Annotated in this window: 18 protein-coding genes and 1 pseudogene; 10 read left to right on the top strand and 9 right to left on the bottom strand. The window is 72.3% G+C overall.

All coding sequences use genetic code 11. From position 1 onward, the window contains the following. Positions 1-4: 4 nt before the first annotated feature. The gene (locus ACFYXC_RS24985) at positions 5-2,518 is read right to left on the bottom strand and encodes a DEAD/DEAH box helicase (RefSeq protein ID WP_388921557.1); all 2,514 of its coding nucleotides are present in this window, start codon (positions 2,516-2,518) and stop codon (positions 5-7) included. Between the two features lie 145 nt (positions 2,519-2,663). Between ACFYXC_RS24985 and ACFYXC_RS24980 the strand changes: the two genes are divergently transcribed. Further along, on the top strand, positions 2,664-3,458 hold the full coding sequence (locus tag ACFYXC_RS24980; protein ID WP_388921560.1) for a metal-dependent hydrolase: 795 nt from the start codon (positions 2,664-2,666) through the stop codon (positions 3,456-3,458). Between the two features lie 119 nt (positions 3,459-3,577). Here ACFYXC_RS24980 and ACFYXC_RS24975 read toward each other — a convergent pair whose 3' ends face one another. The 4 genes from ACFYXC_RS24975 to ACFYXC_RS24960 form a co-directional block, all read right to left on the bottom strand. Continuing rightward, positions 3,578-3,865 carry a type B 50S ribosomal protein L31 gene (locus ACFYXC_RS24975; protein WP_389554102.1) on the bottom strand — a complete coding sequence of 96 codons (288 nt, stop codon included), beginning with the start codon at positions 3,863-3,865 and terminating at the stop codon, positions 3,578-3,580. A 54-nt stretch (positions 3,866-3,919) separates the two neighbouring features. Then, entirely contained in the window at positions 3,920-4,390 is a 471-nt protein-coding gene (locus ACFYXC_RS24970; RefSeq protein ID WP_389554101.1) for a DUF5709 domain-containing protein, read from the bottom strand. 234 nt (positions 4,391-4,624) lie between these two features. Continuing rightward, positions 4,625-6,415 carry an ABC transporter ATP-binding protein gene (locus ACFYXC_RS24965; protein WP_388921570.1) on the bottom strand — a complete coding sequence of 597 codons (1,791 nt, stop codon included), beginning with the start codon at positions 6,413-6,415 and terminating at the stop codon, positions 4,625-4,627. Beyond that, positions 6,412-8,211, bottom strand: a complete 1,800-nt coding sequence (locus ACFYXC_RS24960) for an ABC transporter transmembrane domain-containing protein (protein ID WP_389554100.1) — start codon at positions 8,209-8,211, stop codon at positions 6,412-6,414. The genes ACFYXC_RS24965 and ACFYXC_RS24960 overlap by 4 nt, the downstream gene beginning before the upstream one ends. A 189-nt stretch (positions 8,212-8,400) precedes the next feature. On the opposite strand from ACFYXC_RS24960, the gene ACFYXC_RS24955 reads away from it, so the two are divergent. Both ACFYXC_RS24955 and ACFYXC_RS24950 read left to right on the top strand, forming a co-directional pair. Beyond that, on the top strand, positions 8,401-9,132 hold the full coding sequence (locus ACFYXC_RS24955) for a L,D-transpeptidase family protein (protein WP_389554099.1): 732 nt from the start codon (positions 8,401-8,403) through the stop codon (positions 9,130-9,132). Positions 9,133-9,249: 117 nt separating this feature from the next. Continuing rightward, positions 9,250-10,854: pseudogene (locus ACFYXC_RS24950) on the top strand (peptide-N4-asparagine amidase); the annotation flags it as partial. 7 nt (positions 10,855-10,861) lie between these two features. Here the strand turns inward: ACFYXC_RS24950 and ACFYXC_RS24945 are convergent. Beyond that, positions 10,862-12,322, bottom strand: coding sequence for a Gfo/Idh/MocA family protein (locus ACFYXC_RS24945; protein ID WP_389554098.1), 1,461 nt, complete (start codon positions 12,320-12,322; stop codon positions 10,862-10,864). 164 nt (positions 12,323-12,486) lie between these two features. Then, positions 12,487-12,951 (bottom strand): MarR family winged helix-turn-helix transcriptional regulator, encoded by a 465-nt coding sequence (locus ACFYXC_RS24940; RefSeq protein ID WP_388921585.1) that lies wholly within the window; start codon positions 12,949-12,951, stop codon positions 12,487-12,489. Between the two features lie 96 nt (positions 12,952-13,047). Between ACFYXC_RS24940 and ACFYXC_RS24935 the strand changes: the two genes are divergently transcribed. Together ACFYXC_RS24935 and mltG are read left to right on the top strand one after the other, a co-directional pair. Then, positions 13,048-14,847 carry an ABC transporter ATP-binding protein gene (locus tag ACFYXC_RS24935; protein ID WP_389554097.1) on the top strand — a complete coding sequence of 600 codons (1,800 nt, stop codon included), beginning with the start codon at positions 13,048-13,050 and terminating at the stop codon, positions 14,845-14,847. Between the two features lie 43 nt (positions 14,848-14,890). After that, positions 14,891-15,736, top strand: a complete 846-nt coding sequence (gene mltG / locus ACFYXC_RS24930) for an endolytic transglycosylase MltG (RefSeq protein ID WP_388921591.1) — start codon at positions 14,891-14,893, stop codon at positions 15,734-15,736. Positions 15,737-15,858: 122 nt separating this feature from the next. Here the strand turns inward: mltG and ACFYXC_RS24925 are convergent, their stop codons facing one another. After that, a complete protein-coding gene (locus ACFYXC_RS24925) occupies positions 15,859-16,992 on the bottom strand; it encodes an NAD(P)-binding domain-containing protein (RefSeq protein ID WP_389554257.1) in 1,134 nt (377 codons plus the stop codon). A gap of 152 nt (positions 16,993-17,144) precedes the next feature. Between ACFYXC_RS24925 and ACFYXC_RS24920 the strand changes: the two genes are divergently transcribed. Further along, positions 17,145-17,567 carry a secondary thiamine-phosphate synthase enzyme YjbQ gene (locus ACFYXC_RS24920; RefSeq protein WP_389554096.1) on the top strand — a complete coding sequence of 141 codons (423 nt, stop codon included), beginning with the start codon at positions 17,145-17,147 and terminating at the stop codon, positions 17,565-17,567. A 46-nt stretch (positions 17,568-17,613) separates the two neighbouring features. Here the strand turns inward: ACFYXC_RS24920 and ACFYXC_RS24915 are convergent, their stop codons facing one another. Then, a complete protein-coding gene (locus ACFYXC_RS24915) occupies positions 17,614-18,579 on the bottom strand; it encodes a mannose-binding protein (protein WP_389554095.1) in 966 nt (321 codons plus the stop codon). A gap of 584 nt (positions 18,580-19,163) precedes the next feature. Between ACFYXC_RS24915 and ACFYXC_RS24910 the strand changes: the two genes are divergently transcribed. The 4 genes from ACFYXC_RS24910 to ACFYXC_RS24895 all read left to right on the top strand — a co-directional run bounded on the left by ACFYXC_RS24910 (position 19,164) and on the right by ACFYXC_RS24895 (position 26,018). Beyond that, positions 19,164-20,000 (top strand): type VII secretion system-associated protein, encoded by an 837-nt coding sequence (locus ACFYXC_RS24910; RefSeq protein WP_389554256.1) that lies wholly within the window; start codon positions 19,164-19,166, stop codon positions 19,998-20,000. Then, positions 19,997-21,283: a ricin-type beta-trefoil lectin domain protein gene (locus ACFYXC_RS24905; RefSeq protein ID WP_389554094.1), complete on the top strand. Its 1,287-nt coding sequence runs from the start codon at positions 19,997-19,999 to the stop codon at positions 21,281-21,283. The genes ACFYXC_RS24910 and ACFYXC_RS24905 overlap by 4 nt, the downstream gene beginning before the upstream one ends. A 155-nt stretch (positions 21,284-21,438) precedes the next feature. Then, positions 21,439-24,756, top strand: a complete 3,318-nt coding sequence (locus ACFYXC_RS24900; protein ID WP_389554093.1) for a right-handed parallel beta-helix repeat-containing protein — start codon at positions 21,439-21,441, stop codon at positions 24,754-24,756. Next, positions 24,753-26,018, top strand: coding sequence for a S8 family serine peptidase (locus ACFYXC_RS24895; protein WP_389554092.1), 1,266 nt, complete (start codon positions 24,753-24,755; stop codon positions 26,016-26,018). The genes ACFYXC_RS24900 and ACFYXC_RS24895 overlap by 4 nt, the downstream gene beginning before the upstream one ends. Positions 26,019-26,058: the final 40 nt, after the last annotated feature.

Here is a 26,058-nt window from a genome sequence, read left to right as displayed (position 1 = left end):
GTGCTCACAACTGGCCGACGGCGGTGACCTTGACGACGGCACGTCCTTCGGCATCGGAAGCCACGAGATCGATCTCCGCGCTGATGCCCCAGTCATGATCGCCGTTCGGGTCGGCGAAGGTCTGCCGCACCCGCCACAGTCCGTTGTGCGGCTCCTCCTCGATGCGCAGGAGTTTGGGCCCGCGTGCGTCGGGGCCGGTGCCGAGGTCGTCGTACTCGTCCCAGTAGTCGTCCATCGCCTCGCCCCAGGCGTCGGCGTCCCAGCCGGACTCGGCGTCCATCTCGCCGAGTTCCGAGACGTGGTCGAGTGCGGCGAGTTCCACCCGCCGGAACATGGCGTTGCGGACGAGGACCCGGAAGGCGCGCGCGTTGGCCGTGACTGGCTTGACCTGGTCGGCCCTCTCCTGGGCCTCCTCGGCCGTCATGACCTCCGGGTTGGCGAGCTGCTCCCACTCGTCGAGGAGGCTCGAGTCGACCTGACGCACCAGTTCGCCGAGCCAGGCGATCAGGTCCTCCAGGTCCTCCGACTTCAGGTCGTCCGGGACGGTGTGGTCGAGGGCCTTGTAGGCGCTCGCCAGGTAGCGGAGCACGATGCCCTCGGTGCGGGCGAGCTCGTAGTAGGACACGAACTCCGTGAAGGACATGGCACGTTCGTACATGTCGCGGATGACGGACTTCGGGGAGAGCGGGTGGTCACCCACCCACGGGTGGCTCTTGCGGTAGGTGTTGTACGCGTGGGAGAGCAGCTCTTCCAGCGGCTTGGGGTACGACACGTCCTGGAGCCGCTCCATGCGCTCCTCGTACTCGACGCCGTCCGCCTTCATCGCTCCGACGGCCTCGCCGCGGGCCTTGTTCTGCTGGGCGGCGAGGATCTGCCGCGGGTCGTCCAGCGTGGACTCCACGACGGAGACCATGTCCAGCGCGTACGAGGGGGACTCGGGGTCCAGGAGCTCGAACGAGGCGAGAGCGAAGGTCGACAGCGGCTGGTTGAGCGCGAAGTCCTGCTGCAGATCGACGGTGAGGCGCACGATGCGGCCCTCGGCGTCGGGCGTGTCGAGTTTCTCCACCACTCCGCCGTCGAGGAGCGAGCGGTAGATGGCGATAGCCCGCCTGATGTGCCGCAGTTGCTGCTTGCGCGGCTCGTGGTTGTCCTCGAGCAGATGACGCATCGCGGCGAAGGCGTTGCCGGGCCGCGCGATCACCGACAGCAGCATCGTGTGCGTGACCCGGAAGCGCGAGGTCAGCGGCTCCGGGTCGGACGAGATCAGCTTCTCGAACGTGTTGTCCGTCCAGCCGACAAAGCCTTCCGGCGCTTTCTTGCGCACCACCTTGCGACGCTTCTTCGGGTCGTCGCCGGCCTTGGCCAGGGCCTTCTCGTTCTCCACGACGTGCTCGGGAGCCTGCGCCACGACGAAGCCCGCCGTGTCGAAGCCCGCCCGTCCGGCCCGGCCGGCGATCTGGTGGAACTCCCGCGCTCGCAGCGTCCGTACGCGCGTGCCGTCGTACTTCGCCAGAGCGGTGAACAGCACGGTGCGGATGGGCACGTTGACTCCCACGCCGAGAGTGTCCGTGCCGCAGATGACCTTCAGGAGCCCGGCCTGCGCCAGCTTCTCCACCAGGCGGCGGTACTTGGGCAGCATGCCGGCGTGGTGCACGCCGATGCCGTGCCGTACGTACCGCGAGAGGTTGCGGCCGAACTTGGTGGTGAAGCGGAAGTTGCCGATCAGCTCGGCGATCTGGTCCTTCTCCTCCCGCGTGCACATGTTGATGCTCATCAGCGCCTGCGCCCGCTCCACGGCCTGCGCCTGAGTGAAGTGCACGATGTAGACGGGCGCCTGCTTCGTCTCGAGGAGCTCGGTGAGCGTCTCGGTGAGCGGCGTCAGCTTGTACTCGTAGGAGAGGGGAACAGGACGGGTCGCCGAGCGGACGACCGAGGTGGGACGGCCGGTCCGCCTGGTCAGGTCCTCCTCGAACATGGAGACGTCACCGAGCGTCGCCGACATCAGGATGAACTGTGCCTGCGGCAGCTCCAGGATCGGGATCTGCCAGGCCCAGCCGCGGTCGGCCTCGGCGTAGAAGTGGAACTCGTCCATCACGACCTGGCCGACGTCGGCACGCCTGCCGTCGCGCAGCGCGATCGACGCCAGGACCTCGGCGGTGCAGCAGATGACCGGGGCGTCGGCGTTCACGGACGCGTCACCGGTCAGCATGCCGACGTTCTCGGTGCCGAAGATCTTGCACAGCTCGAAGAACTTCTCCGAGACGAGCGCCTTGATCGGCGCCGTGTAGAAGGTGACCTCGTCACGGGCGAGCGCCGCGAAGTGCGCACCCGCGGCGATCATGCTCTTGCCGGACCCGGTGGGGGTCGAGACGATCACATTTGCACCCGAGACCACCTCGATCAGCGCTTCCTCCTGGTGGGGGTAGAGCGTGAGACCGCGTTCCCCGGCCCACGACTCGAAGGCTTCGTAGAGGGCGTCGGGATCTGCGGTCTGCGGCAGCTGATCGATAAGGGTCACGCCCCCATCTTGCCTGTCATCCCACCCGATGAGGGAATCCGATGCGGGGCCGAAGATCACGAACGCTACGCTGTGTCGCCGGCCGGGTGTCAGCGCACTTGGGCAACTGGCAGCCAGCACAAGAGGAATGGGGCGGGGCGCGGCGATGATGGGACCAGCACACTCACTGTCCGGGGCGGCAGCCTGGCTGGGCATCGGAGCGGCGGCGGCAGCCTCCGGTCACACGATGCCCTGGCCGGTCCTGCTGACCGGCGCGCTGATCTGCGCGGGTGCCGCGCTCGCCCCGGACCTGGACCACAAGGCCGCCACCATCTCGCGGGCCTTCGGGCCCGTCTCCAGGGGGCTGTGCGAGATCGTCGACAAACTCTCGTACGCGGTCTACAAGGGGACGAAGAAGCCGGGCGACCCACGGCGGTCCGGTGGGCACCGCACCCTGACCCACACCTGGCTGTGGGCGGTGCTGATCGGCGGCGGGGCCTCGGTCGCCGCGATCACCGGGGGGCGCTGGGCGGTGCTGGCCCTGTTGTTCGTGCACATAGTGCTCGCCATCGAAGGGCTGCTCTGGCGGGCGACGCGTGGCTCCAGCGCCGACGTCCTGGTCTGGTTGCTGGCCGCGACGAGTGCGTGGATCATCGCGGGAGTGCTGGACGAGCCGGGCAACGGCTCCTACTGGCTGTTCACGGACCCGGGCCAGGAGTATCTGTGGCTCGGACTGCCGATCGTCCTCGGGGCCCTGGTGCACGACATCGGGGACGCGCTGACGGTCTCGGGCTGTCCGATCCTGTGGCCGATCCCGGTCGGCCGCAAGCGCTGGTACCCCATCGGACCGCCCAAAGTGCTGCGGTTCAGGGCGGGCAGCTGGGTGGAGCTGAAGGTGCTGATGCCCGCCTTCATGGTGCTGGGCGGGGTGGGCGGCGCGGCCGCGCTCAACTTCATCTGAGGTACCACCGCACGGCAGGGAACCACCCCACGGCACGGACGGATGCCCCCTGCGGGACCCCGCCAGGCGTTGCCGGTACCGGTCGCCGGGACGCCCCCGTCCCGGCAGGGCCGGCAGGGTCACGCCTGCTCGGCCTCGCCCCCGCTCTCGTCGGACGCCTTGCCCCCGGAGCCGTACCGCTTCTCGAAGCGGGCGACTCGGCCCTCCGTGTCGACGGTCCTGGCCTTGCCCGTGTAGAAGGGGTGGCTCTCCGAGGAGATCTCCACATCGACGACGGGGTACGTGCGGCCGTCGTCCCACTCGATCGTCTGGTCGCTGGCCGCGGTGGACCGGGTCAGGAAGGCGTAGCCCGCGGCGCGGTCACGGAAGACGACCGAGTGGTAGTCGGGGTGCTTGTCCTGCTGCATGGTTGCTCCTTGCGTGGGGGAGGGGTGCGCGGACAGGGCGGGGAGGAGACGGGGTCAGCCGGACAGCGGGTCCTCGTCGACGATATGCATGGCGGCCTCCTCCGCCGACGCCGCCGCTCCGTCGATGCCCACGTCGGTGGCGATCAGGGCACTCTCAGCGTCCTCGTGCGCGCCTTCGTCGGGGGCCACGAGACGTCCGGAGCGGACGGCGCCCACCTCGTTGTCCAGGGGCTCACCGTCCGAGTCGAGGCAGTCCCCGATGCCGTCGCCGTCGGGTGGGGTGATGTCCGGCAGCTCCTCCGCGAGGCGTTCGTCGAGGCTCTCGCCGCGGTGCCGCTCGGCCGCTGTCACGTCCTTGCGTTCCACCGCCCAGGGGCGTTCCGGAGGGGACCAGCCCCGGTCCAGCGGGTCGTTCACGCCGTCGGTCTCCAGGGTGTCCTCGGCGTCCAGCAGCCCGGCGTCGTCCTGGACCTCGGATCCGTCGGGCTGGTAGACGTCGTCTCCCCATCCGTCGGCGCTGTCCACGCATACCTCCAGGTGCTCCGGGCCGGCCGGCCGTCATCGCGTTCGGCGCAGTCCGCACGGACCGCTCAGGCCGGGCCACGCCCGTACGGAACACGCGGAACCGGGAGGTTCCCGGGTGCTTCCCGAGCCGGCTCCGAGGTCCACACTTCCACCCCTCTCCGAGACGGCGCAACGGGACACGGGCCGTTCACCGACGGCCCTCCGGCCCACCGGCCGGGGCGGCGCCGGTCCCGCTCATCCGTGCCAGGACCGCCACAGCGCCGCGTACGCGCCGTCCGCGGTGACCAGCTGGTCATGGCTGCCGAGTTCGCTGATGCGGCCGTTCTCGACGACGGCGATGACGTCCGCGTCGTGGGCGGTGTGCAGCCGGTGGGCGATGGCGACCACGGTGCGGCCGTCCAGGACACGGGCCAGGGAACGTTCCAGGTGCCTGGCCGCTCGCGGGTCGAGGAGCGAGGTGGCCTCGTCCAGGACGAGCGTGTGGGGGTCGGCGAGCACCAGGCGTGCGAGCGCGATCTGCTGGGCCTGGGCCGGTGTGAGCGCGACACCTCCCGAGCCGACCTCGGTGTCGAGGCCGTCGTCCAGCGCCCGGGCCCAGCCGTCGGCGTCGACCGCGCCGAGTGCGGCCCACAGCTCGGCGTCGTCGGCACCCGTACGGGCGAGGAGCAGGTTGTCGCGCAGGGCGCCCACGAACACGTGGTGCTCCTGGTTGACCAGCGCCACATGGGAGCGGACCCGTTCCGCGGACATCCGGGACAGTTCGGCGCCGCCCAGTGTGACCTTGCCGGAGCGGGGTGCGTAGATCCCTGCGAGCAGTCTGCCCAGCGTGGACTTGCCCGCGCCGGACGGACCCACCAGGGCCAGCCGGGTGCCCGGCGCGACCTCCAGGGAGACCTGCCGGAGCACGTCGACGCCCGCCCGGTAGCCGAAGTGCACCCCTTCGGCGTGCACGTCACGCCCGTCGGGGGCCAGCGACCCGTCGCCCGCGTCCGGCTCGATGTCACGGACACCCACCAGCCGGGCCAGCGACACCTGGGCGACCTGCAGCTCGTCGTACCAGCGCAGGATCAGGCCCACCGGGTCGACGAGCATCAGCGCGATCAGTCCGCCGGTCGTCAGCTGGCCCACGTTGATCCAGCCCTGGAGGACGAAGTACCCGCCGATCATCATGACCGAGGCGAGGACGGTGGTGTGCGTGGCGTTGATGACGGGAAAGAGCACCGACCGCAGGTAGAGGGTGTACCGCTCCCAGGCGGTCCACTCCCTGACCCGCTGGTCCGACAGGCCGATGCGGCGCACGCCCAGGCGATGGGCCTCGACGGTGCGTCCGGCGTCCACGGTCTCGGCGAGCACGGAGGCGACGGCCGCGTAGCCGGCGGCCTCGGAGCGGTAGGCCGACGGCGCACGCCTGAAGTACCAGCGGCAGCCGGCCACCAGGACCGGGACGGCGACCAGCACCGCGGGCGCGAGCGGCGGCGCCGTGACGACGAGCCCGCCGAGCAGCAGCGCCACCCACACCACGCCGACGGCCAGCTGAGGGACGGCCTCGCGCATGGCGTTGGCCAGCCGGTCGATGTCTGTGGTGATCCGGGACAGCAGATCGCCCGTACCGGCCCGTTCCAGGACACCGGGAGGCAGTCCCACCGCCCGTACGAGGAAGTCCTCGCGCAGGTCGGCCAGCATCCGCTCGCCGAGCATGGCCCCCCGCAGCCGCACCTGGCGTACGAAGAGGGCCTGGACGACCAGGGCGAGGGCGAACAGCGCGACGGTGCGTTCCATGTGCAGGTCGCGCGCGGCCGTCGCGCCGTCGGAGACGTGCTGGACCAGGGAGCCAAGCAAGTAGGGGCCCACCATCGAGGAGACGACGGCGACCGTGTTGACGGCGACGAGCGCGAGGAAGGCCCGGCGGTGCCGCCGGAACAGTTCGGTCACGTAGGCGCGGACGGTCGCGGGGGCGCCGACGGGCAGGGTCTCCGCGGTCGTCGGGGCCGCCGGGTCGTAGGCCGGTGGGGCCACGCCGGTCATGCTGTCTCCTCGATCTCTTCCAGTGCCTGCAAGTGGCTCAGCTCGTGCACGGCGGCCTCGTCGTCGGTCTCCCGGGTCACCACCACGCGGTACCGCGCGTCGCTGTGCAGCAGTTCGCGGTGTACGCCGACCGCCGCCACCTCGCCCTCGTGGACGAGTACGACCCGGTCCGCGCGGTCCAGGAGCAGCGGCGACGAGGTGAACACCACCGTCGTGCGGCCCTGGCGCAGGGACCTGATCCCGTCGGCGATCCGGGCCTCGGTGTGCGAGTCGACCGCGGACGTCGGTTCGTCGAGCACCAGCACTCCCGGGGCCGTGACCAGCGACCGGGCCAGGGCGAGACGCTGGCGCTGGCCGCCCGACAGGGAGCGGCCGCGTTCGGTGATGCGGGCGTCCATCGGGTCGCCGGCGTCCAGTGCTCCCTGGGCGAGGGCGTCCAGGACGTCGCCGCACTGCGCCGCGGACAGCGCCTCCCCGGGGGTGACGTCTCCCGAGGAGGGCACGTCGAGCAGTTCGCGGAGCGTTCCGGAGAGCAGGACCGGGTCCTTGTCCTGGACGAGGACGGCGCTGCGGGCGGAGTCGAGGGGCAGCTCGTCGAGCGGCACACCGCCGACGAGGGCCGACGGCAGCTCCGAGGAGTCGGCCGTATGACCGCCGAGCCGCTCGGCCAGTTCACCTGCGGCGTCCGGGTCACCGCACACCACGGCGGTCAGCTGCCCTTCGGGCGCGAGCAGACCGGTCGCCGGGTCGTACAGGTCCCCGGTCGGCACCACGGCATCGATCGACCCCTCGCCGTCCGTGGCCCGCTCCAGCGACAGCACCCGCGCCGCGCGCCGGGCGGACGGCCGGGAGAAGGAGTACGCCATCGCGATCTCCTCGAAGTGCCGCAGCGGATAGGTGAGGATCATGACGGCGCTGTAGACGGTGACCATCTCGCCGACGGTGATGCGGCCCTCGCGGGCCAGGTTCACGCCGTGCCAGACGACCGCGATCAGCAGGAGTCCGGGCAGCAGGACCTGGATGGCGGAGATCAGCGACCACATCCTGGCGCTGCGCACGGCGGCGTGCCGGACCTCCTGGGAGGCGCGGCGGTAGCGGTCGAGGAACAGTTCCTCGCCGCCGATGCCGCGCAGTACGCGCAGGCCCGCGACGGTGTCGGAGGCCAGTTCGGTGGCGCGTCCCGCCTTCTCCCGCTGGAAGTCGGCGCGGCGGGTGGCCCGCGGCAGCAGCGGCAGCACCGAGAGCGCCAGGACGGGCACCCCCACGGCGACGACGACGCCGAGCGCCGGCTGGTAGACGACGAGGGCGACGCAGACGAGCACGACGGTCACCGCGGCCGCGGTGAACCGCGACACGGCCTCCACGAACCAGCCGATCTTCTCCACGTCACCGGTGGAGACCGCGACGACCTCGCCGGCCGCTACCCGTCGGGTGAGCGCGGAGCCCAGCAGGGCGGTCCTGCGCGCCAGCAGTTGCTGGACGCGGGCGGCCGCGGTGATCCAGTTGGTGACCGCTGCCCGGTGCAGCATGGTGTCGCCCAGCGCGATCCCGGCTCCGCAGAGCGCCATCAGCCCGCCCGCGAGACCGAGTCGCGCGCCCGAGTCGTCCACGACGGCCTGCACGGCGAAGCCCACACAGAAGGGCAGGGCGGACACGGACACGAAGTGCAACAGCCCCCAGACCAGGGCCTTCAGCTGTCCGCCGAGCTGATTCCGGCCGAGCCACACCAGGAAGCGGAGCCCCGAGCGCGCGTCCGGCACGCCCGGGTCGGGATACGGAAGGTCTCGAATCTGCATGACGTCCCAGGAGGCTCGTAGTACGGAGTGGGGGGAGACAACAAACTGTGCAAGGTTCGCGTCGCAGCGTGTCCGCAGGCAAACGGTTTTCCGGCATGCGGCAAAGATTCGGCCCGGACCGCCCGCATTCGGCCCGTATGTCGCGGGGGCGGACGCAAGCGTCCGGAACGTGGTGCGACGATGGACGGCATGCGAATACGCGGTGCGAAGCGCACGACGACCGTGGCCGCGGTCCTGGCCGCCCTGGTGCTGCCCCTGACGGCCTGCGGCGGCTCGGACGACGGAGGCAACGAGCAGGCGGGAGAGAAGTCCCGGCCCGAACAGGCGCGCACCGTCGACCTGAAACGCATCCCGGACGTGGGGGACAGGCTGCGGAAGCAGATCCCCGCCGACTCCCGCCAGGTCGTCGCGGTCTACGGACAGGGCGAGGACTCGGCGGACTCCACGATCGTCCTCTACACCAAGTCCGGCTCCACCTGGGACAAGACCCGCAGCTGGGAGGGGCACAACGGCAAGAAGGGCTGGACGACCGACCACCGCGAAGGCGACAAGCGCAGCCCTGTCGGGGTGTTCACGCTCAGCGACGCGGGCGGCGTCCTCGCCGACCCCGGCGCCCGGCTCCCGTACACGCGGTCCGCCGGCTTCCAGGCCCCGCACTACTGGGCCAAGTCGCACTGGAACGACTTCGATTACGTCATCGCCATCGACTACAACCGTGTCAAGGGCACCTCACCCAACGACCCGACCCGCCCCGAGGGCCAGTCCAAGGGCGGCAGCATCTGGCTGCACATGGACCACGGCAGCGGTACGTCGGCCTGCGTGAGCCTGTCCAAGGCGGGCATGAAGTACCTGCTCCGCACCCTCGACCCGGATCAGCACCCGGTCGTGGTGATGGGCGACAGGGCGAACCTCAAGGCATGAAACCGGACAGCCTTCCGACGCGGCCCTCCACCGCTCGACGGCGCGAACTCGACGCGGAGCGGCTCATGAGCCGAGGGCCCATTGCGGGCGGGGCCGACTCACCGTAGAACACCGCTCATGAGAAGACGGATCATCATGTCCATGCTCGCCGGGGTCACCCTCATGGCGAGCACCCTCCTCGGAGCGGGCCCGGCCGCGGCCGCTCGGCCCGCCGACCCGCCCGCCGAGTTCGGTACCGACTGGCACGACCCCCTGACCGCCGCCCCGCCGGTCACCGGGCCCGCCGGTACATCGTGCGAAGTGACGGTCGCCGAGGCGCGGTTCCGCGACTTCACGCCCTACAAGGGCACGTACGCACCGCCGCGCGGCTGCGGCGACCGCTGGAGCAAGGTCGTGCTGCGGCTCGACGGCAAGGTCGCGGGACGGCAGTACGACCGGCTCGGGTACCTGCACATCGGAGGCGTCGAGGTCTTCCGCACGTCCACTCCGCAGCCCTCGCCCGACGGCATCGAGTGGTCGGTGGAGAAGGACGTCACGCGCTACAGCGACACGTTCCGTGCGGGCCAGGACGTCGAGATGCTGATCGGCAACGTCGTCGACGACACCTACACGGGAATCATCGACGTCAAGGTGACACTCACCTTCTACCCGGCCGTGATCACGAAGCCCGCCGCCAGGACGGACGCGACGCCCGACCGGGTTCTCACCCTCAAGGACGGCACTCTCACCACGCCGCGCAACAGCGAACGCATCGTCGCCGAGGTGTACGCGACGGGGTCGGGCGGCGGGTGCGAGGAGTACTGGTACCTGACCGTGCCCGACGCCGCCCCCTACTCCTGCAAGGCGTCGGACGGGCCCTACCGTGAGGTGCAGATCGAGGTCGACGGCAAACTCGCGGGCATCGCCGCGCCGTTCCCGACCGTATGGACCGGAGGCTGGTCCAACCCCTTTCTCTGGTACGTGATCCCCGGTCCGCGCGCCTTCGACATCAAGCCCGTCGAGTACGACCTGACACCGTTCGCGGGGCTGCTCAACGACGGTCGCCCGCACCGGATCGACGTCTCCGTGGTGGGCGTCCCCGAGGGACAGACCGGCTGGAGCACCCCGGTGAACGTCCTCGTCTGGCAGGACGCGAGGAGCACGCACGTCACCGGAGGACTCACCGCCCACAGGGCAGGCGCCCTCGCGAACTCCTCCGCGCACACGCCCGGCGCCGAACACCGGCTCGACACCGATGCCGGGCACCGGCTGACCGTCTCCGGGTACGTCGACACCTCGCACGGCCGGGTCACGACCACGGTCGACCGTGAACTGGCCAACACGTCCGTGCACCGCTGGACCGACGGCGAGAACACGGACGCGCTCAAGGGCACCTGGACCGACGACGAGAGGGTCACGGTCGACGGACGCGGGCCCGCCCTGACGACCCGTACGGACCGCACGTACACCATGGACGGCACCACGACGCTCGGCGCGGGCGACCGGCTGCGGACCGTGCTGTCCCTGGGCGACCGGGCGGACGCCGTGGAGACACGCGGCGGCCGGCGCACCGCGTGGTCCCGGCTGGACGACACCTACACGGGCGACGCGACCTACACCGCGAACGTGCCGCGCGACCAGCGGCATGCCGTCGCGACGACGAGCGAGCGCTACCGGCTGTACGGCTCGGGCGGGTGCTACGACCGGCGCATCGCGACCGTGCAGGGCACTCTCACCGCCGACTCCACCCTCACCCGTCCTGCGGCTTCGCTGAGTCGATGCCCGGCCGTTCCTTCCGCCACAGGCCGCGGGTGAAGTCCGGAATCGCCTGAGGCGCCCCGTGCGCCTTGATCGAGGCGTGGCTCAGCGGCACCGGCGCGGTCCAGGTGGCGGCGTCGTACACGTCGAAGTCCGGTACGAGGCCGAGCCGTATGGACTGCATCAGCCGGAACAGCATGATGTAGTCCATACCGCCGTGTCCGCCGGGCGGGTCGGAGTGCTCCTTCCACAGCCAGTGGTCCCAGTCCGCGTACGCGGAGAAGTCCCCCCAGGCGTCGTCCGTGTGGTCGGGCTCGATGTAGATCCGCTCCGGGTAGTCCTCGAAGACACCCTTCGTGCCGCCGAGGCTGTTGATCCGGGAGTAGGGATGTGGCGTCGACACATCGTGTTCGAGCCGGATCACGCGCCCCTTGGCGGTCTGTACGAGGCTGATGGTCCGGTCGCTCTCGATGTACGTCTCCTTCCAGCTCGGGTCGCCCGGCGGCAGGTGCTCCGCGCGGTACTCGGCGAGGCCCAGCGAGGGTGTGCCGAAGCTGGAGATGTGGGTGACGCGGTCACCGCGGTTGACGTCCATGTAGTTGGCGACGGGACCGAAGCCGTGGTTCGGGTAGAGGTCGCCGCGCAGCCGGGTGTGCCACAGCCGCCGCCACGGACCCTCGTAGTAGTCCGGGTCGAACATCAGGCCGCGCAGGTCGTGGTTGTAGGCGCCGGCGCCGTGCAGCAGGCGGCCGAACTTTCCGGCGTGTGCCATGCGCAGGACCCGCATCTCGTTCCTGCCGTAGCAGCAGTTCTCCAGCTGCATGCAGTGTCTGCGGGTGCGTTCGGAGAGGTCGACGAGTTCCCAGAGCTGGTCGAGCCGCATGGCGACCGGACACTCCACACCGACGTGCTTGCCACTGAGCATCGCCGTCCGTGCCATCTCGAAGTGCAGGTCCCAGGGCGTGGCCACGTAGACGAAGTCGAGGTCACCGCGCTCGCAGAGGTCCACGAAGTCGTGCTCGCCCTTCGTGTACGTCGCCGGGGCGGGCTGTCCCGCGGCCACCACCTTGGCCGCGGCTCGCGCGGTCTTGTCCTTGACCGGGTCGCACAGCGCGACGACCCGGACCCCGTCCAGAGCCAGGAAGAGATCGATCATGCCGTTGCCGCGGTTGCCGAGTCCGATGATCCCGACCCGTACCGTGCCCCGTCCCTCGAAGGGCACGCCGATCATGGTCCGGCCCTTGGCGGTGGGCGCGGTCGGTCCGGCGTCCGCCCCGGTCTCCGCCGGCGCGTCGGGCAGTGTCGCGGATTCGGCGGCCCCGGCCGTGCCGCCGCCCGCGAACGCACCGAGCCCCAGCCCCGCTCCGGTGATGCCCGCCGTGCGCAGTACCGAGCGCCGGGACCGGCCCTCGGGGTTCTCGTCGGGTTCCGGTGTCGCGTTCTCGTCGTGCATCGGACCTCCTCGGTGGGGGGAGCGCAGGGTTCGGCGCGCTGTCACCCTCCTAGGGGGTGGGCCGGGAGGCAAGGGGCGGAAGCGGTCGGGGAGTTGGAATTTCCGCACCGGGCCCATGGACTTTCGGCTGCACCCGGGGCCGCCGGGCGGGCCGCGCGCCGCCGTCAGCAGTCGTGCTTCGGCTCCCGCGCCACGCCTGCCCCGTCGACCAGCGTGTCCAGGAGCCCGCCGAGTACCGTGCGCTGCTCGGCCGTGAGGGGGGCCAGGATGTCCTCCGCGGCGGCACGGCGCGCGCCGTGCAGCTCCCGCAGGGTCCCGCGTCCGTCGTCCGTCAGCTCGATGCGGATGACCCGCCGGTTGGTGGGGTCCGGTACGCGCCGCACCTTGCCGTTCGCCTCCAGGCCGTCGACCAGGGTGGTCACGGCCCGGGGCACCACCTCCAGCCGTTCGGCCAGGTCGGCCATCCGCGGCGGCGCGTCGTAGTGGGCGAGTGTGCGCAGCAGCCGGGACTGCGCCGGTGTGATGCCGAGTCCCCGCGTCTGCAGGTGGCGCTTCTGGATGCGGTGCACGCGGCGGGTCAACCGCAGCAACTGCTCGGCGAGCAGACCATCGGCGTCTGGGGTGTCCATGGCGGGAACAATATCAGGACGTAGTTCATTGTGAGTAGAGGTAACAATGAGCTATGCTCCGTCAGTCCTCGTCCTTCCCACCTCCCGTAGGAGCCCATGCCCCGCGACGACATCAACTGGACACCGCCACCCGTCGAGGCAGGACAGCCCCGCCAGGTGCGCCGCATCCTCACACTCTTCCGTCCCTACCGCGGGCGGCTGGCCGTCGTCGGCCTGCTCGTCGGTGCCGCGTCCCTGGTCTCGGTCGCCACGCCGTTCCTGCTCAAGGAGATCCTGGACACCGCGATCCCGCAGGGCCGCACCGGCCTGCTGAGCCTGCTCGCGCTCGGCATGGTCCTCAGCGCGGTTCTCGGCGGGGTCTTCGGCGTCCTGCAGACTCTCATCTCCACGACGGTCGGCCAGCGCGTCATGCACGACCTGCGCACCGCCGTGTACGACCGGCTGCAGCGCATGTCGCTCGCCTTCTTCACCAGGACGCGCACCGGCGAGGTCCAGTCACGCATCGCCAACGACATCGGGGGGATGCAGGCGACGGTCACCTCGACCGCCACCTCGCTGGTCTCCAACCTCACCGGCGTCGTCGCCACGATCGTCGCGATGGTCGCCCTCGACTGGCGGCTGACCGTCGTCTCGCTGCTCCTGCTGCCGGTGTTCGTCTGGATCAGCCGCCGTGTCGGCAACGAACGCAAGAAGATCACCACCGAGCGCCAGAAGCAGATGGCGGTCATGGCCGCCACGGTCACCGAGTCGCTCTCCGTGAGCGGCATCCTGCTGGGCCGCACGATGGGCCGCTCCGACTCCCTCACCCGTGCCTTCGCCGAGGAGTCCGAGAGTCTCGTCGACCTGGAGATCAGGTCGAACATGGCGGGGCGCTGGCGGATGGCCGTCATCGGCATCGTCATGGCCGCCATGCCGGCCGTCATCTACTGGACCGCGGGCCTGGCCCTCCAGTTCGGCGGGCCCTCGGTCTCGATCGGCACCCTGGTCGCCTTCGTCTCGCTCCAGCAGGGCCTGTTCCGGCCGACCGTCAGCCTGCTGTCCACGGGCGTCCAGATCCAGGCGTCGCTCGCCCTGTTCCAGCGCATCTTCGAGTACCTCGACCTGCCCGTCGACATCACCGAGCCCGAGCGTCCGGTCCACCTCGACCGGGTCAAGGGCGAAGTGCGCTTCGAGGGCGTCGAGTTCCGCTACGACGACAAGAGCGGCCCGGTCCTCGAAGGCATCGACATCACCGTGCCCGCCGGCGGCAGCCTCGCCGTCGTCGGCCGGACCGGCGCCGGGAAGTCCACGCTCAGCCATCTGGTCCCGCGGCTGTACGACGTCACGGGCGGCCGCGTCACCCTCGACGGGGTCGACGTGCGCGACCTGGACTTCGACACCCTCGCGCGGGGCATCGGGGTCGTCTCGCAGGAGACGTACCTCTTCCATGCCACGGTCGCCGACAACCTGCGGTTCGCCAAGCCGGACGCCACCGACGAGGAACTGCGCGCCGCCGCGAGGGCCGCGCAGATCCACGATCACATCGCGTCCCTGCCCGACGGGTACGACACCGTCGTGGGGGAGCGCGGACACCGGTTCTCCGGCGGTGAGAAGCAGCGCCTGGCCATCGCCCGCACCATCCTGCGGGACCCGCCCGTCCTGATCCTCGACGAGGCGACCAGCGCCCTGGACACCCGTACCGAGCGTGCCGTCCAGGAGGCCGTCGACGCGCTGTCGGCCAACCGGACGACCCTCACCATCGCGCACCGGCTGTCCACCGTCAGGGGCGCCGACCAGATCGTGGTCCTCGACCGCGGACGCATGGCGGAACGGGGCACCCACGAGGAGCTGTTGGCGCGCCAGGGGCAGTACACCGCCCTGGTCCGCAGGGACGCCCAGCTGGAGCCGACAAACTGAAGATATGTCGGGTTTCTAACGGTATGCGGGTTACCGTGCCCGCATGCAGAACTACACTCCGCCCACACCGCCGCAGAGAACCGTCCGACTGACGCGCCGGGGCCGGACCGCCCTTATCGCGACCGGCGCCGTCGTCGCGGCCACCGCCGTCGCGGTACCCCTACTGAGCACGGACGGCACGAAGGAACCCCAGGCCCTCGTGGTCCCCGCGGGCTGGCGCTCCGGCCAGGTGTACGAGGCCATGGACAAAGCTCTCGCGCTGCCCGCGGGCACCAGCAGGAAGTCGCTGGAGAAGGCGCACCTCAAGCTCCCGAACGACGCGAGCGGCAACCCCGAGGGGTACCTCTTCCCGGCGACGTACCCCATCGACAAGAAGTCGACGCCCACGTCCCTGCTCGCACGCATGGTGGAGACGGCGAACAGGAAGTTCGGCGGCGGGACGGTCACGGCCGGTGCCGAGCGCAACGCGATGAACGCCTATCAAACCGTCACCGTCGCGAGCATCGTGCAGGCGGAGGCGGCCACCGAGGCGGACATGGGCAAGGTGGCCCGGGTCATCCACAACCGCCTCGACCGGGGCATGCCCCTGCAGATGGACTCCACCATCGACTACGCGCTGAACCGCGGCACGCCCCGCACCGGCCGCAGCGACACGCAGGTGGAGAGCCCGTACAACACGTACGCGCGGATGGGGCTGCCGCCGACGCCGATCGCCAACCCGGGCGAGGAGGCCATGCGCGCGGCCGTCTCGCCGGCCCAGGGCGACTGGCTGTACTTCGTCACGGTCAAGCGTGGCGACACGCGCTTCACGGCTGATTACGCCGAGCACAGGAAGAACGTCGCCGAGGCCGAGCGCCACGGCAGGAGCGCCTCCGCGTCGTCCGGCTGAGCCGGGCCACGATCTCGGCGTGGTACGTGCTCACGGAGCCGACCGCGCCCCTCCGGGGGCGCGGGGAAGCAGGCGCCGCGCCACTCCCGCCCGCGGGCGTGACCTGCCCCGCGTCCCGCCCCTCAGCCACCGGCCTCCACCGCGACGGGCACGCCCCGCCCGGCGTCCGGCGCAACGCCGCTGCCGTCCGGCGCAGCCCGCCCGGCGCCCGCCAGCAGTCGTCTGATGTCCCGTACCGCCGCCCGTCCGGCGCGATTGGCGCCGATGGTGCTGGCCGAGGGCCCGTATCCGACCAGATGGATCCGCGGGTCGGCGACCGCCCGGGTCCCCTCGACGCGGATCCCCCCGCCGGGCTCGCGCAGCCGCAGCGGGGCCAGATGGTCCACCGCGGCACGGAAACCGGTCGCCCACAGAATGACGTCCGCGGCCACGCGGCGCCCGTCGTCCCACTCCACGCCGTCCGGGGTGATCCGGTCGAACATCGGCAGCCGGTCCAGGACTCCGTCCGCGAGGCCCTGCCGGATCGCGTCGTTGAGCGGCAGCCCCGTCACCGACACGACACTCTTCGGCGGCAGCCCCCTGCGGACCCGCTCCTCCACGAGCGCGACCGCCTCCCGGCCCACGTCCTCGGTGAACGGGCCCTCCCGGAAGACCGGCGGCCGCCGTGTCACCCAGGTGGTCTGCGCCGCGTACGGGGCGAGTTCCAGCAGGTGCTGCATACCGGACGCGCCCCCGCCCACCACGACGACGCGCCGACCGGCGAAGTCCTGCGGGCCGGTGTACCCGGCCGTGTGCAGCTGCCGCCCGCGGAAGGTCTCCTGGCCCGGATAGCGCGGCCAGAACGGCCGGTCCCAGGTGCCCGTCGCGTTGATCAGCGCCCGCGTCGACCACGTACCGTCCGAGGTCTCGACGAGCAGCCGGCCCGCGTCGCCCTCGCGCACGGCTCGCACGTGAACGGGGCGGCGTACGCGCAGGTCGAAGGCGCGCTCATAGGCGTCGAAGTACTCGGCGACGACCTCGGAGGACGGCCGTCCGGGATCGGCGTCCGTGAGCTCCATGCCGGGCAGCGCGTGCATGCCGTGCACCTTGCCGTACGTGAGGGAGGGCCACCGGAACTGCCAGGCGCCGCCCGGCCGTGGCGCGTGGTCCAGGACCACGAAGTCCCGCTCCGGCTCGAAACCGGTGCGCCGCAGGTGGTGGGCGCTGGACAGACCGGCCTGGCCGGCGCCTATGACGACGACGTCGACCTCCCGCACCTCGTGCCGCACCTGCTGCCCTGCCCGCGCTCCGGTGTTGTTCACGCTTCTACCAACTCCGCCGGGGGCGCGGATCTTCCCGCTTCCCCCGGCCGGAGCGGCTCCGGACCGGTCGCGGGCGGGACACGCGACGGATGGGTGAGGATGGGTCCATGTCCGATGCCTTCACCACCCGCGTCCTGAACATCACCTCCGGATCCAGCGAGGCGGTCGTCGACCTCACCCGGGAGTGCGAGATCTTCCTCGGAGAGGCGGCGGGCGGCCGTGACGGCCTGCTCAACGTCTTCGTGCCGCACGCGACAGCCGGTGTGGCGATCCTCGAGACGGGGGCGGGCAGCGACGAGGACCTGCTCGCCGCCCTCCACACCCTGCTCCCCGCGGACGACCGCTGGCAGCACCGCCACGGAAGCCCCGGCCACGGCCGTGACCACGTGCTCCCGGCGATCGTGCCGCCGCACGCCACGCTGCCCGTGATCGAGGGGCGGCTGGAACTGGGGACGTGGCAGTCGGTGTGCCTGGTCGACACGAACCGCGACAACCCGGACAGGCGGGTGCGGTTGTCGTTCCTGGGCTGAGGTCCGCGGCGGTCGGCGGCCCACCCCGAGGTGGGCCGCCGCCGTCTCACGTCGACCAGATGACTCCGCCGTTGTGCAGGATGACGACCTTGCCGTCCGCCCGCAGGACCAGTTGGGCGTTGTCGTGACCGTGGCTCTTGGAGGCCCAGATGGGGCGGTCGTCGGCGTTGTGGATGACGAGGTTGCCGTCCTGCTGGAAGATGGCCCGGTGGTTGGGGCCGAACGTCATGGCCGCCCAGACGGGCTTGTTCTTCTCGTTGTAGACCACGAGGTTGCCGTCGCTCTGCATGACCATGCGGATGCGGTTGGTGGACCATGCCTGTCCGGCCTGCAGGACACCGGTCGCGTAGACGGTCCTGGTCCCCCAGACCGGCTTCGGGGTCGCCTTCGGCTTGGGCTTCGCCTTGGCCTTCTTCTCGGGCGAGCTGCTCGCCTCGGGGCTCGGCGAGGGCGCGGCGGGCTGGGCGACGACGACCGTCGCAGGCTCGCTCTTCTTCGGCTTCGCCCTGCTCGGGGACGGACTGGGCTTCTCGGCCACGTAGTCGTCGAGCACGGCGGGGGCGGACGTCGCGTTCAGGACGGTGTCGGAGTCCGAAGCCAGCCCTTTCGCCGAGTCCGGTCGTTCGTCGTTGGCGCTCCCCGCCAGCAGCAGGGGTATGGCGACCAGGACGGCGCCGGCGATCGCGGCCCCCGCCAGGACCGGCTTGCGAGGGCGTCCGGTGTCGACACCGGTGTCGGCCTTGACGTCCGGCGGAGCCGTGCCGACGGCCGCCGCCACGGCGACGCCCTCCTCGGGCTCCTCGGCGGGCCGGGCGGCGGCCGCGGCCGGGGCGGCGGTGGTGGCGGCCGCGGTCTCCTCGCCGGGGGCGGTGCCGGACTCCGCCTCGGGGGCGGCGGCCGGGCCCGGGGCCTGCTCGTCCGGTGTCGGGGCCGGGGGCGGCGACCCGGGCTCCTCTGCGCGGGCGGCGGCCGCCTCCGCGTTCGCGCCGGGGGTCTGGTGCTGGGGGGACATGCGGTACTCCTCCTCGGTGGCGGAGCTGTGGGGTGGCGGAGTCGGGGGTGGCGGAGCTGCCGGAGGGCGCGGGCCCGCACGGCGGCCGGTTCGGACGGACGCCGGCCGGCACGGCGGCTCCGGACACGTGCCGCGTCCGGAGGGCCGGTCCGGCTCCCGGTCCTGGCCGTCGAGTTCCGCGTGACCCTCCGCGGTGACGGCCGCAGAGGTCCGGGCCCTGCCGGGCGGCGAACCCTTCCGAGCCGTCAAACCCTCCCGTACGGCCCTGGCTTGGACGTGCGGGCGGACGTCATGTGAACGTCGACGAGTCCGATGGCACACCCAACTTAGCCCGTCACAACGGCGACAGCAGCACCCCCGGCCCCAACCGCCCCACCGCTTTGTCCACCCACGCCTCGCTGGTCCCCAAAAGTTCACCACTCGGGCAGCGAACGGACAGGTGAGCCCTCCATACGGACACGCCCCGGCCACCCGCGGACGGGGCGCGTGTGGCATTCTGTTGGCTCCCCGATCTGATCAAGTCGGCGTGCGCGCACGGGGTGCGGCACCCAGGAATTCGTACGGACCGAAGAGTTCAGGTGAAGATGCGGCCCGGAGAACGGCAAGAGGGCAGGCATGATGCCCTGTCCGTGGTGCCTGACGGCTCCGGCCGGGCCACCGCTCCCGAACCGGTCGCCGCCGACGCCACCGAGACCACCGAAGTCGCGGAGACACCCGAGATACCCGAGGCCGTGCGGGCCGCCGCGCGCCGGGCGCCGGGGCACTGGATCGGCGTGGTCGACCCGGAGTGGACCGAGGAGCGGACGCCGCCTGAGTGGGCGGTGCTGGGGGAGTGGCAGTCGGACGACGACGGGGGCGTGGGTGACTACCGCGCCAACCCGGCGTACCGGCCCTCGGCCCGGGTCCTCGGCTGGCCGGAGCCCACCGATCCGGTGGACGCGGCGGCGCAGCGTGCCGCCACCGGCTACGGCTCGGTGGACGAGGCGATCGCGGCGCTCGCGGACGCGGAGGTCACCGTGGTGCGCGGGGCGGACGGCGGGCCGCTCACGGCCACCGGTCGGGACGGGGCGCCGGTGGTGCTGTTGTTCACCTCGCCGGTGCACGAGTTCCTGTCCGAGGCACTTCGGCACGGCACGCTGCCCGCCAGGGACCTGGCCCGTTCGCTGAGCGGTTCGGGCACCCGCTTGCTGGCCAACGCGGGCGCCGCGGCGCCGCTGCTCGTACCGGCGGACAGTCTTCTCGACCCCGTACCCGTGCCGGATGCCGAGGAGATGCCCGCAGCGGACGCCGTGACGGTGGAGAGTTCCGGCGGCCTCCCCGGCGGCTCCCGCGACTCCGCGGACCGCACCGCTCCTGGCGCGGCGGACCGGACCGACAGCTCTCCTGAACCCTGGCCCCACACCACAGGCAGGACCACGTGACACGCTCCGCCCCGCAACCCCCCACCTCCCCGGGAGCCGAGTCCGGTTCCGCCGGCGGTGAGACGACGGCCGAGGCCACGCCCGCGACCCGCACCGATCCCGCGACCCGCACCGATCCCGCGACCCGCACCGATACCGAGGTCGCCACCGCTACGGAGGTCGTCACCGAGCCCGCAGCCGGGGCCGGGCGCACGCCTGAGCCCGGGTCCATGCCCGACTCCGCGGCCGGTACGCGGCCCGCCGCGGCCGGGGTGTCGGCGGCGGAAGGCGGCCCCACGGAGCCCGAAGCCCCGGCCGCCTCCCGGAGCGGAGTCGGCTCCGAGGCGGGTACCGGCTCCGGGACCGCCGCCGGCCCCGAGAGCGGGGCGGATTCCGGCGGTGGCAACCGGTCCGGGGCCGAAGGGGACCTCGGCGCCGCCGCGGCCGTCAAGAGCCGGCTGCCCGCCCTCGTACGGACCATGACCGCGACCGCGATCGACCGCCCTCAACGGGAGACCGGGCCGGTGGGCAGGCCGGGCAAGGCGGTGCTGGCCGGCGCCGCGGTCGCGGGGGCGCTGCTCGTGTCGGTGCCGTTGCTGATGCTCGGCGGGAACGACGACAAGGACCGCGGGGGGCCGGCGTCGGCGGGCACCGTGCTCGGGGGCAACGCCCGGGAAGCCCCGGGCGAGTTCGCGGCCGCCGCACCCGGCACCGGTTCGCCGGGCCCCGCCGCGAAGGAGTCCGCGGGCAGGCAGGGGAAGCCGGTCGTGGCGGCCTCCACGTCCGCCCCGGCGAAGCACGAGGGCGGCGGCGGGACCAAGGACACCGGCGAGGAGAAGCAACCCGCGAAGCAGGGCGGCGACAAGAAGGCGGCCGACGCCAAGGACCCGCCCGCGAAGGCCGGTTCGGGCGTGACGCTCAGTGCCCCGGTCTCCCTGCGCAGCCACCTCTCGGGGCGCTGCGTCGACGTACCGGACGGCGACTTCGCCGACGGCAGGCACCTGGTCGTGTGGGACTGCAACGGCGGCTCCGCCCAGAAGTGGCAGTTCGCCTCCGACGGCACCGTCCGCATCAAGGGCAAGTGCCTGGACGTGGCCGACGCGAACTACAACGACGGCACCCCCGTCCAGATCGCCTGGTGCAGCGGCAACGCCGCCCAGAAGTTCGTCCTGAACGCCAGCCACGACCTGGTCAACACCGTCGTCGGCAAGTGTGTGGACATCAAGGACAACAACCGGGACAACGGGGCCCCGCTGCAGCTGTGGAGCTGCGCGGGGACCGACAACCAGAAGTGGAGCGTCTGAACAGGACGCCCGCGGAGCGGGGCGGACCGAGAACCCCGCCCTCGGCAACCGCCCGCCCCCAGGGCGAGGCATGATGGCACCGTCGGCTCGCCGACACGCGCCCCCGGACGAGGGGGCGCCCACAGCAGACGCCCCCGTGGCAAGGAGGTTGGTGCGTGTCGCGCCAGGTACTGACCGTCGGTCCGGGGGACCGGGACCGCTACCGGACGATCGGTGAGGCACTCGCGGCCGCCCGGACCGGCGCGCTCATCAGCGTCCGGCCCGGGACGTACGCTGAGAACCTGGTGATCAACACCAGGGTCACCCTCACCGCCGCCGAAGGGCGGGGCACGGTGGAGATCCGCCCGCGCTCCGGCAGCGTGATCGCGCTGCGCGCCGACGCGGTGATGCTGTCCGAACTGACACTGCGCGGCGGGGACGCCGAACTGCCCGCCGTGGACGTGCGGCGCGGACAGGCAGCCCTCGACGGCTGCGAGATCGTCGGCGCCGCCTGGACCGCGATGCTGGCCGGCGGCACGGGTTCACTCGCGCTGCGGGAGTGCCGGGTCAGCAACTCGCAGGGCGCGGGCATCGTGGTCACCTCGACCACGCCCACCACCGTGGAGTCCTGCACCTTCGAGCACCTGGGCACCAGTGGCCTGGTCATCGCGGAGCAGGGCGAGGCACGCATCCGCGGCTGCACGGTCCGCGACGCCCGCGGCAACGGCCTGCTCGCCAACGGCGACGCCCGCGGCACCGTCGAGGACTGCGACATCTCCTCCACCGACAAGCCCTCCATCGCCCTGGAACAGAACTCCTCCCTGTCGGTGGTCCGCACCGTGGTGCACGACACCAGCACCGGCGTCCACCTGAGCAGCGGGGGCCGGACGACCCTTGAGGACGTCCGCGTCACCGGGGCGTCCGGGAACGGCATCACCCTCGCCCAGGGCACCGACCCGGTACTGCGCCGCTGCCGCGTCTCGCGCACCCGCGGGCACGGCGTCCTCGTCACCGACCGGGCGCGCGGCACCTTCGAGGACTGCTGGGTGGACGGCGCGCAGGGCGCGGCGCTGCGGGTCGCCGGAGCCGCCTCCCCGGCCCTGACCGGCCTGACGGTGCGCGACTGCGACCAGACCGGGCTGCTCCTCGAAGAGGACTCGGCGCCGGAGCTGGACCACCTGGAGGTGATCGGCGGCTCACCCGCGATCGCGGTGCGCGGCGGCGCCAACCCGCTGCTGCGCCGGGCCCGCCTGATGGAACCCTCCGGCGACGGCATCTCGACCGCCAAGGACGCCCGCGGCCGTGTCGAGGACTGCGAGATCGTCCGGCCGAAGGGCGCGGGGGTACGGGTCGCCTCCGGCAGCACCCTCTACCTGGCGGGCGGCGGAGTCTCCGACACGGCCACCAGCGGTCTCGTCGTGGAGGACGGCGGCAATGTCACCGTCCGCGACTTCCGCGTCGAGATATCCGGCGAGGAAGGCGTCGTCGTCGCCACGGGCGGCGAGCTGACCGCCAACCGCACCACCGTGCACGCCCCCAAGGGACACGGTTTCCTGCTCCGCGAGGGCGCGCTCGCCTCCCTCAGCGGCTGCGAGGTCTCCGGCGGCGCCCAGGACGGCTTCCGGGTGGAGTCCACCGCGCCGGTGTCCCTGGTGAACTGCCTCGCCCGGGAGAACGAGGGCGGCGGCCTGGTGCAGACCGCGCCCGGTGACCGGCTGGCCGTGGAGGGCCTGAACAGCACCGGCAACGGCAAACGCGACGCCTGGGGCAGCGGCAGCGCCGAGAACACCGACCCGGCCGGGTCCGGCGCCGCGGACGCGCCCCCGCCGGACCGCGCGGACGGCCCGCTCGGCGCCCTCAACGCGCTGATCGGCCTGGAGAACGTCAAGCAGCAGGTCCGCACCCTGGTCAACCTGACGCAGCTCGCCCAGCGCCGTGAGCAACTCGGCATGTCGGCCCCGCCGATGAGCCGGCACCTGATCTTCGCCGGCCCGCCCGGCACCGGCAAGACCACCGTCGCCCGCCTCTACGGGGCGATCCTCGCCGAACTGGGTTCGCTGCGCAGCGGCCACCTGGTCGAGGTCTCCCGCGCCGACCTGGTCGCACAGGTCGTCGGCGGCACCGCCATCAAGACCACCGAGACCTTCCAGCGGGCGCTCGGCGGCGTGCTGTTCATCGACGAGGCGTACACCCTCGCCTCGGACAGCGGCAACGGCGGCGCCGACTTCGGCCGGGAGGCGGTGGACACCCTGCTGAAGCTGATGGAGGACCACCGCGACGACGTCGTGGTGGTCGCGGCCGGCTACTCCCGCGAGATGGAGTCCTTCCTCGGTTCCAACCCGGGCCTGGCCTCCCGCTTCTCGCGCACCGTCGAGTTCGAGAACTACGCGGTCCCCGAACTCGTCGCGATCATGGAGAACATGTGCGCCCAGCACCAGTACGAGCTGGGCGAGGGCACGGCGGACGCACTGGCCGCGCACTTCGAGGCGATGCCGCGGGACGCCGGGTTCGGCAACGGCCGTGCCGCGCGCGGGGTGTTCGAGGAGATGGTGGACAGACAGGCGGTCCGGCTCGCCTCGCTGCCGCAGGTCGGTGAGCACGACCTGCGGCTGCTGCTGCCGGAGGACGTCTCCGCCACCGCCGCCGCACAGGCCACCGAGACCACGGCCCCGGCCGACGACCCGCTGACCCGCCTCGGCGACATGATCGGCCTGGCCGAGGTGAAGCGCGAGGTCGCGGACCTGGTCAACCTCATCACCACCGCCCGCCACCGGGCCGCCGCCGGACTGCCGGTGCCCTCGCTCAGCAACCACCTGGTCTTCACCGGCCCGCCCGGCACCGGCAAGACCACCGTCGCGCGCCTGTACGGGGAGATCCTCACGCAGCTCGGCGTCCTGAAGCGGGGTCAGCTGGTCGAGGCGGCCCGCGCCGACCTGGTGGGCCGCTACATCGGGCACACCGCCCAGCTCACCCGCGAGGTCTTCGAGAAGGCCCGCGGCGGTGTGCTGTTCATCGACGAGGCGTACACCCTCACCCCGCGCGGCGGCGGCGCCGACTTCGGCCAGGAGGCCGTGGACACCCTGCTGAAGCTGATGGAGGACCACCGCGACGAAGTGGTCGTCATCGTCGCCGGCTACACCGACGAGATGGAGCGCTTTTTGGCCTCCAACCCCGGCCTGTCCTCCCGCTTCCCGCGCCGGATCTCCTTCGCCGACTACTCCTCCGAGGAACTGGTCACGATCGTGCGGGCCCAGGCCGCGAGCATGGGGTACGAGTGCGGAGCAGGCACCGGGCCCGTGCTCAAGGAGTACTTTGACTCGGTGCCCCGGGACCGCTCCTTCGGCAACGCCCGGCTGGCCCGGCAGGTGGTCGAGTCCATGGTCACCCGGCAGGCGGGACGGCTCAGTTCACTGGCCACGCCCACCCTGGACGACCTGCGCATCCTGCTCCCCGAGGACGTCGTGTCCGCGGCCCCGAAGGCGGCTCCCCGATGACGATGCCCGCCCGCGGGGTGGCCCGCCTGCTGTCCGGCACCGGTCTCGCCGCCGCGCTGCTGCTGCCCGCGGCCGTCCCGGCCCAGGCGGCACCCCCGTCACGCCTTCCCGCGGCCGACGGGAAGAAGGGGCAGGAGCTGCCCGGCATGCCCTCCGCGCTGGATCCGGACGCCGACGCGGTCAGCTGCACCCCCGCGTCCCGCGAGAAGGCGAAGAAACAGGACTGGTCGCGCCAGCGCCTCGACCTGGACCGGTTGCACCAGTACAGCACCGGCGCCGGAGTGACCGTCGCCCTGATTGACACCGGCGTCGTCCCGGGCGCCGCCGGACTCGACGGCAGGGTCACCGCCGAGGGCACCGCCGGTGACGACTGCGTCGGCCACGGCACCTTCCTGGCCGGGCTGATCGCCGGGGCCGGCGACGGCGGCCCCCGCCTGACCGGTGTCGCGCCGGGCGCGAAGATCCTGGCCCTGCGCGGTACCGACGAGCGCGGACAGGCGAGCGCCGGCCTCGTCACGCAGGCGCTGCGCGAGGCGACCGAGGCCGGAGCCGATGTCGTCGCGGTCGCGGCGGCCCTGCCGCGCCGTGACACGGAGCTGACCCGCGCGGTCGCCGACGCCCGCCGGGCGGGCGCGCTGGTGATCGCCGCGGCCACCCCGGACCCGCCCCGCGGCGGCACCGAGGACATCCCGGCGCGCACCTACTGGCCGGCCGGTGAACCCGGGGTCCTCTCGGTCGCCGACATGCTTCCCGCCGGTGTCCGCCCGGACAACGCGCCGGCCACCAGCGGCATCGACCTGGCCGCCCCCGGTGCGGGGGTGGTCTCCGGCGGCCCGCGCGGCGACGGCCACTACCTCGGCGCCGGCGCCTCGGTGGCCACCGCCTACACCGCCGGGGCGGCCGCCGCGGTCCGTGCCGTGCGGCCGGACGACTCGGCCGACGCCGTCGCCCGTCGTCTGACCGCGACCGCCTACCCGGCCGACATCCCCCAGCTGGATCCGTACGCCGCCGTCACCACGGTCCTCGGCGACGCGGGTGCGGCCGCCGGTGCGGAGCGGGCCGCGAAGCCCGTGGCCGTGCGTGACACCTCGGCCGCCGACCGCGCGACCGAGCGCGCGACGCTCTTCGTGCTCCTCGGCACCGGTGGTGTGCTGGCCGTCCTGTGGGCGGCCTTCGCCCTTCCCCGGGCCCGGGCGCGGGGGTGGCGGCCGGCGGCGGCCGGCGGAACGGGGTCCTCGACGGGTGGATCCGTCGAGGACTGAGTCGGGGACTGAGTCGGGGACTGAAGGGCACCGGCTGCGG

It is taken from the genome of Streptomyces sp. NPDC002701, from assembly GCF_042889045.1.
In the GTDB taxonomy this organism is placed as follows: Bacteria; Actinomycetota; Actinomycetes; order Streptomycetales; family Streptomycetaceae; genus Streptomyces.
The sequence above is the reverse complement of the archived record's forward strand: the minus strand, read 5'-3'. Positions and strand labels throughout refer to the sequence as shown.

Bases quoted from the DNA above. Each gene is read 5' to 3' on its own strand.
- ACFYXC_RS24980 (WP_388921560.1), top strand. From the start codon at position 2,664: ATGATGGGACCAGCACACTCACTGTCCGGGGCGGCAGCCTGGCTGGGC.
- ACFYXC_RS24975 (WP_389554102.1), bottom strand. From the start codon at position 3,865: ATGCAGCAGGACAAGCACCCCGACTACCACTCGGTCGTCTTCCGTGAC.
- ACFYXC_RS24965 (WP_388921570.1), bottom strand. From the start codon at position 6,415: ATGACCGGCGTGGCCCCACCGGCCTACGACCCGGCGGCCCCGACGACC.
- ACFYXC_RS24960 (WP_389554100.1), bottom strand. From the start codon at position 8,211: ATGCAGATTCGAGACCTTCCGTATCCCGACCCGGGCGTGCCGGACGCG.
- ACFYXC_RS24955 (WP_389554099.1), top strand. From the start codon at position 8,401: ATGCGAATACGCGGTGCGAAGCGCACGACGACCGTGGCCGCGGTCCTG.
- ACFYXC_RS24945 (WP_389554098.1), bottom strand. From the start codon at position 12,322: ATGCACGACGAGAACGCGACACCGGAACCCGACGAGAACCCCGAGGGC.
- ACFYXC_RS24940 (WP_388921585.1), bottom strand. From the start codon at position 12,951: ATGGACACCCCAGACGCCGATGGTCTGCTCGCCGAGCAGTTGCTGCGG.
- ACFYXC_RS24935 (WP_389554097.1), top strand. From the start codon at position 13,048: ATGCCCCGCGACGACATCAACTGGACACCGCCACCCGTCGAGGCAGGA.
- mltG (WP_388921591.1), top strand. From the start codon at position 14,891: ATGCAGAACTACACTCCGCCCACACCGCCGCAGAGAACCGTCCGACTG.
- ACFYXC_RS24920 (WP_389554096.1), top strand. From the start codon at position 17,145: ATGTCCGATGCCTTCACCACCCGCGTCCTGAACATCACCTCCGGATCC.
- ACFYXC_RS24915 (WP_389554095.1), bottom strand. From the start codon at position 18,579: ATGTCCCCCCAGCACCAGACCCCCGGCGCGAACGCGGAGGCGGCCGCC.
- ACFYXC_RS24910 (WP_389554256.1), top strand. From the start codon at position 19,164: ATGCGGCCCGGAGAACGGCAAGAGGGCAGGCATGATGCCCTGTCCGTG.
- ACFYXC_RS24895 (WP_389554092.1), top strand. From the start codon at position 24,753: ATGACGATGCCCGCCCGCGGGGTGGCCCGCCTGCTGTCCGGCACCGGT.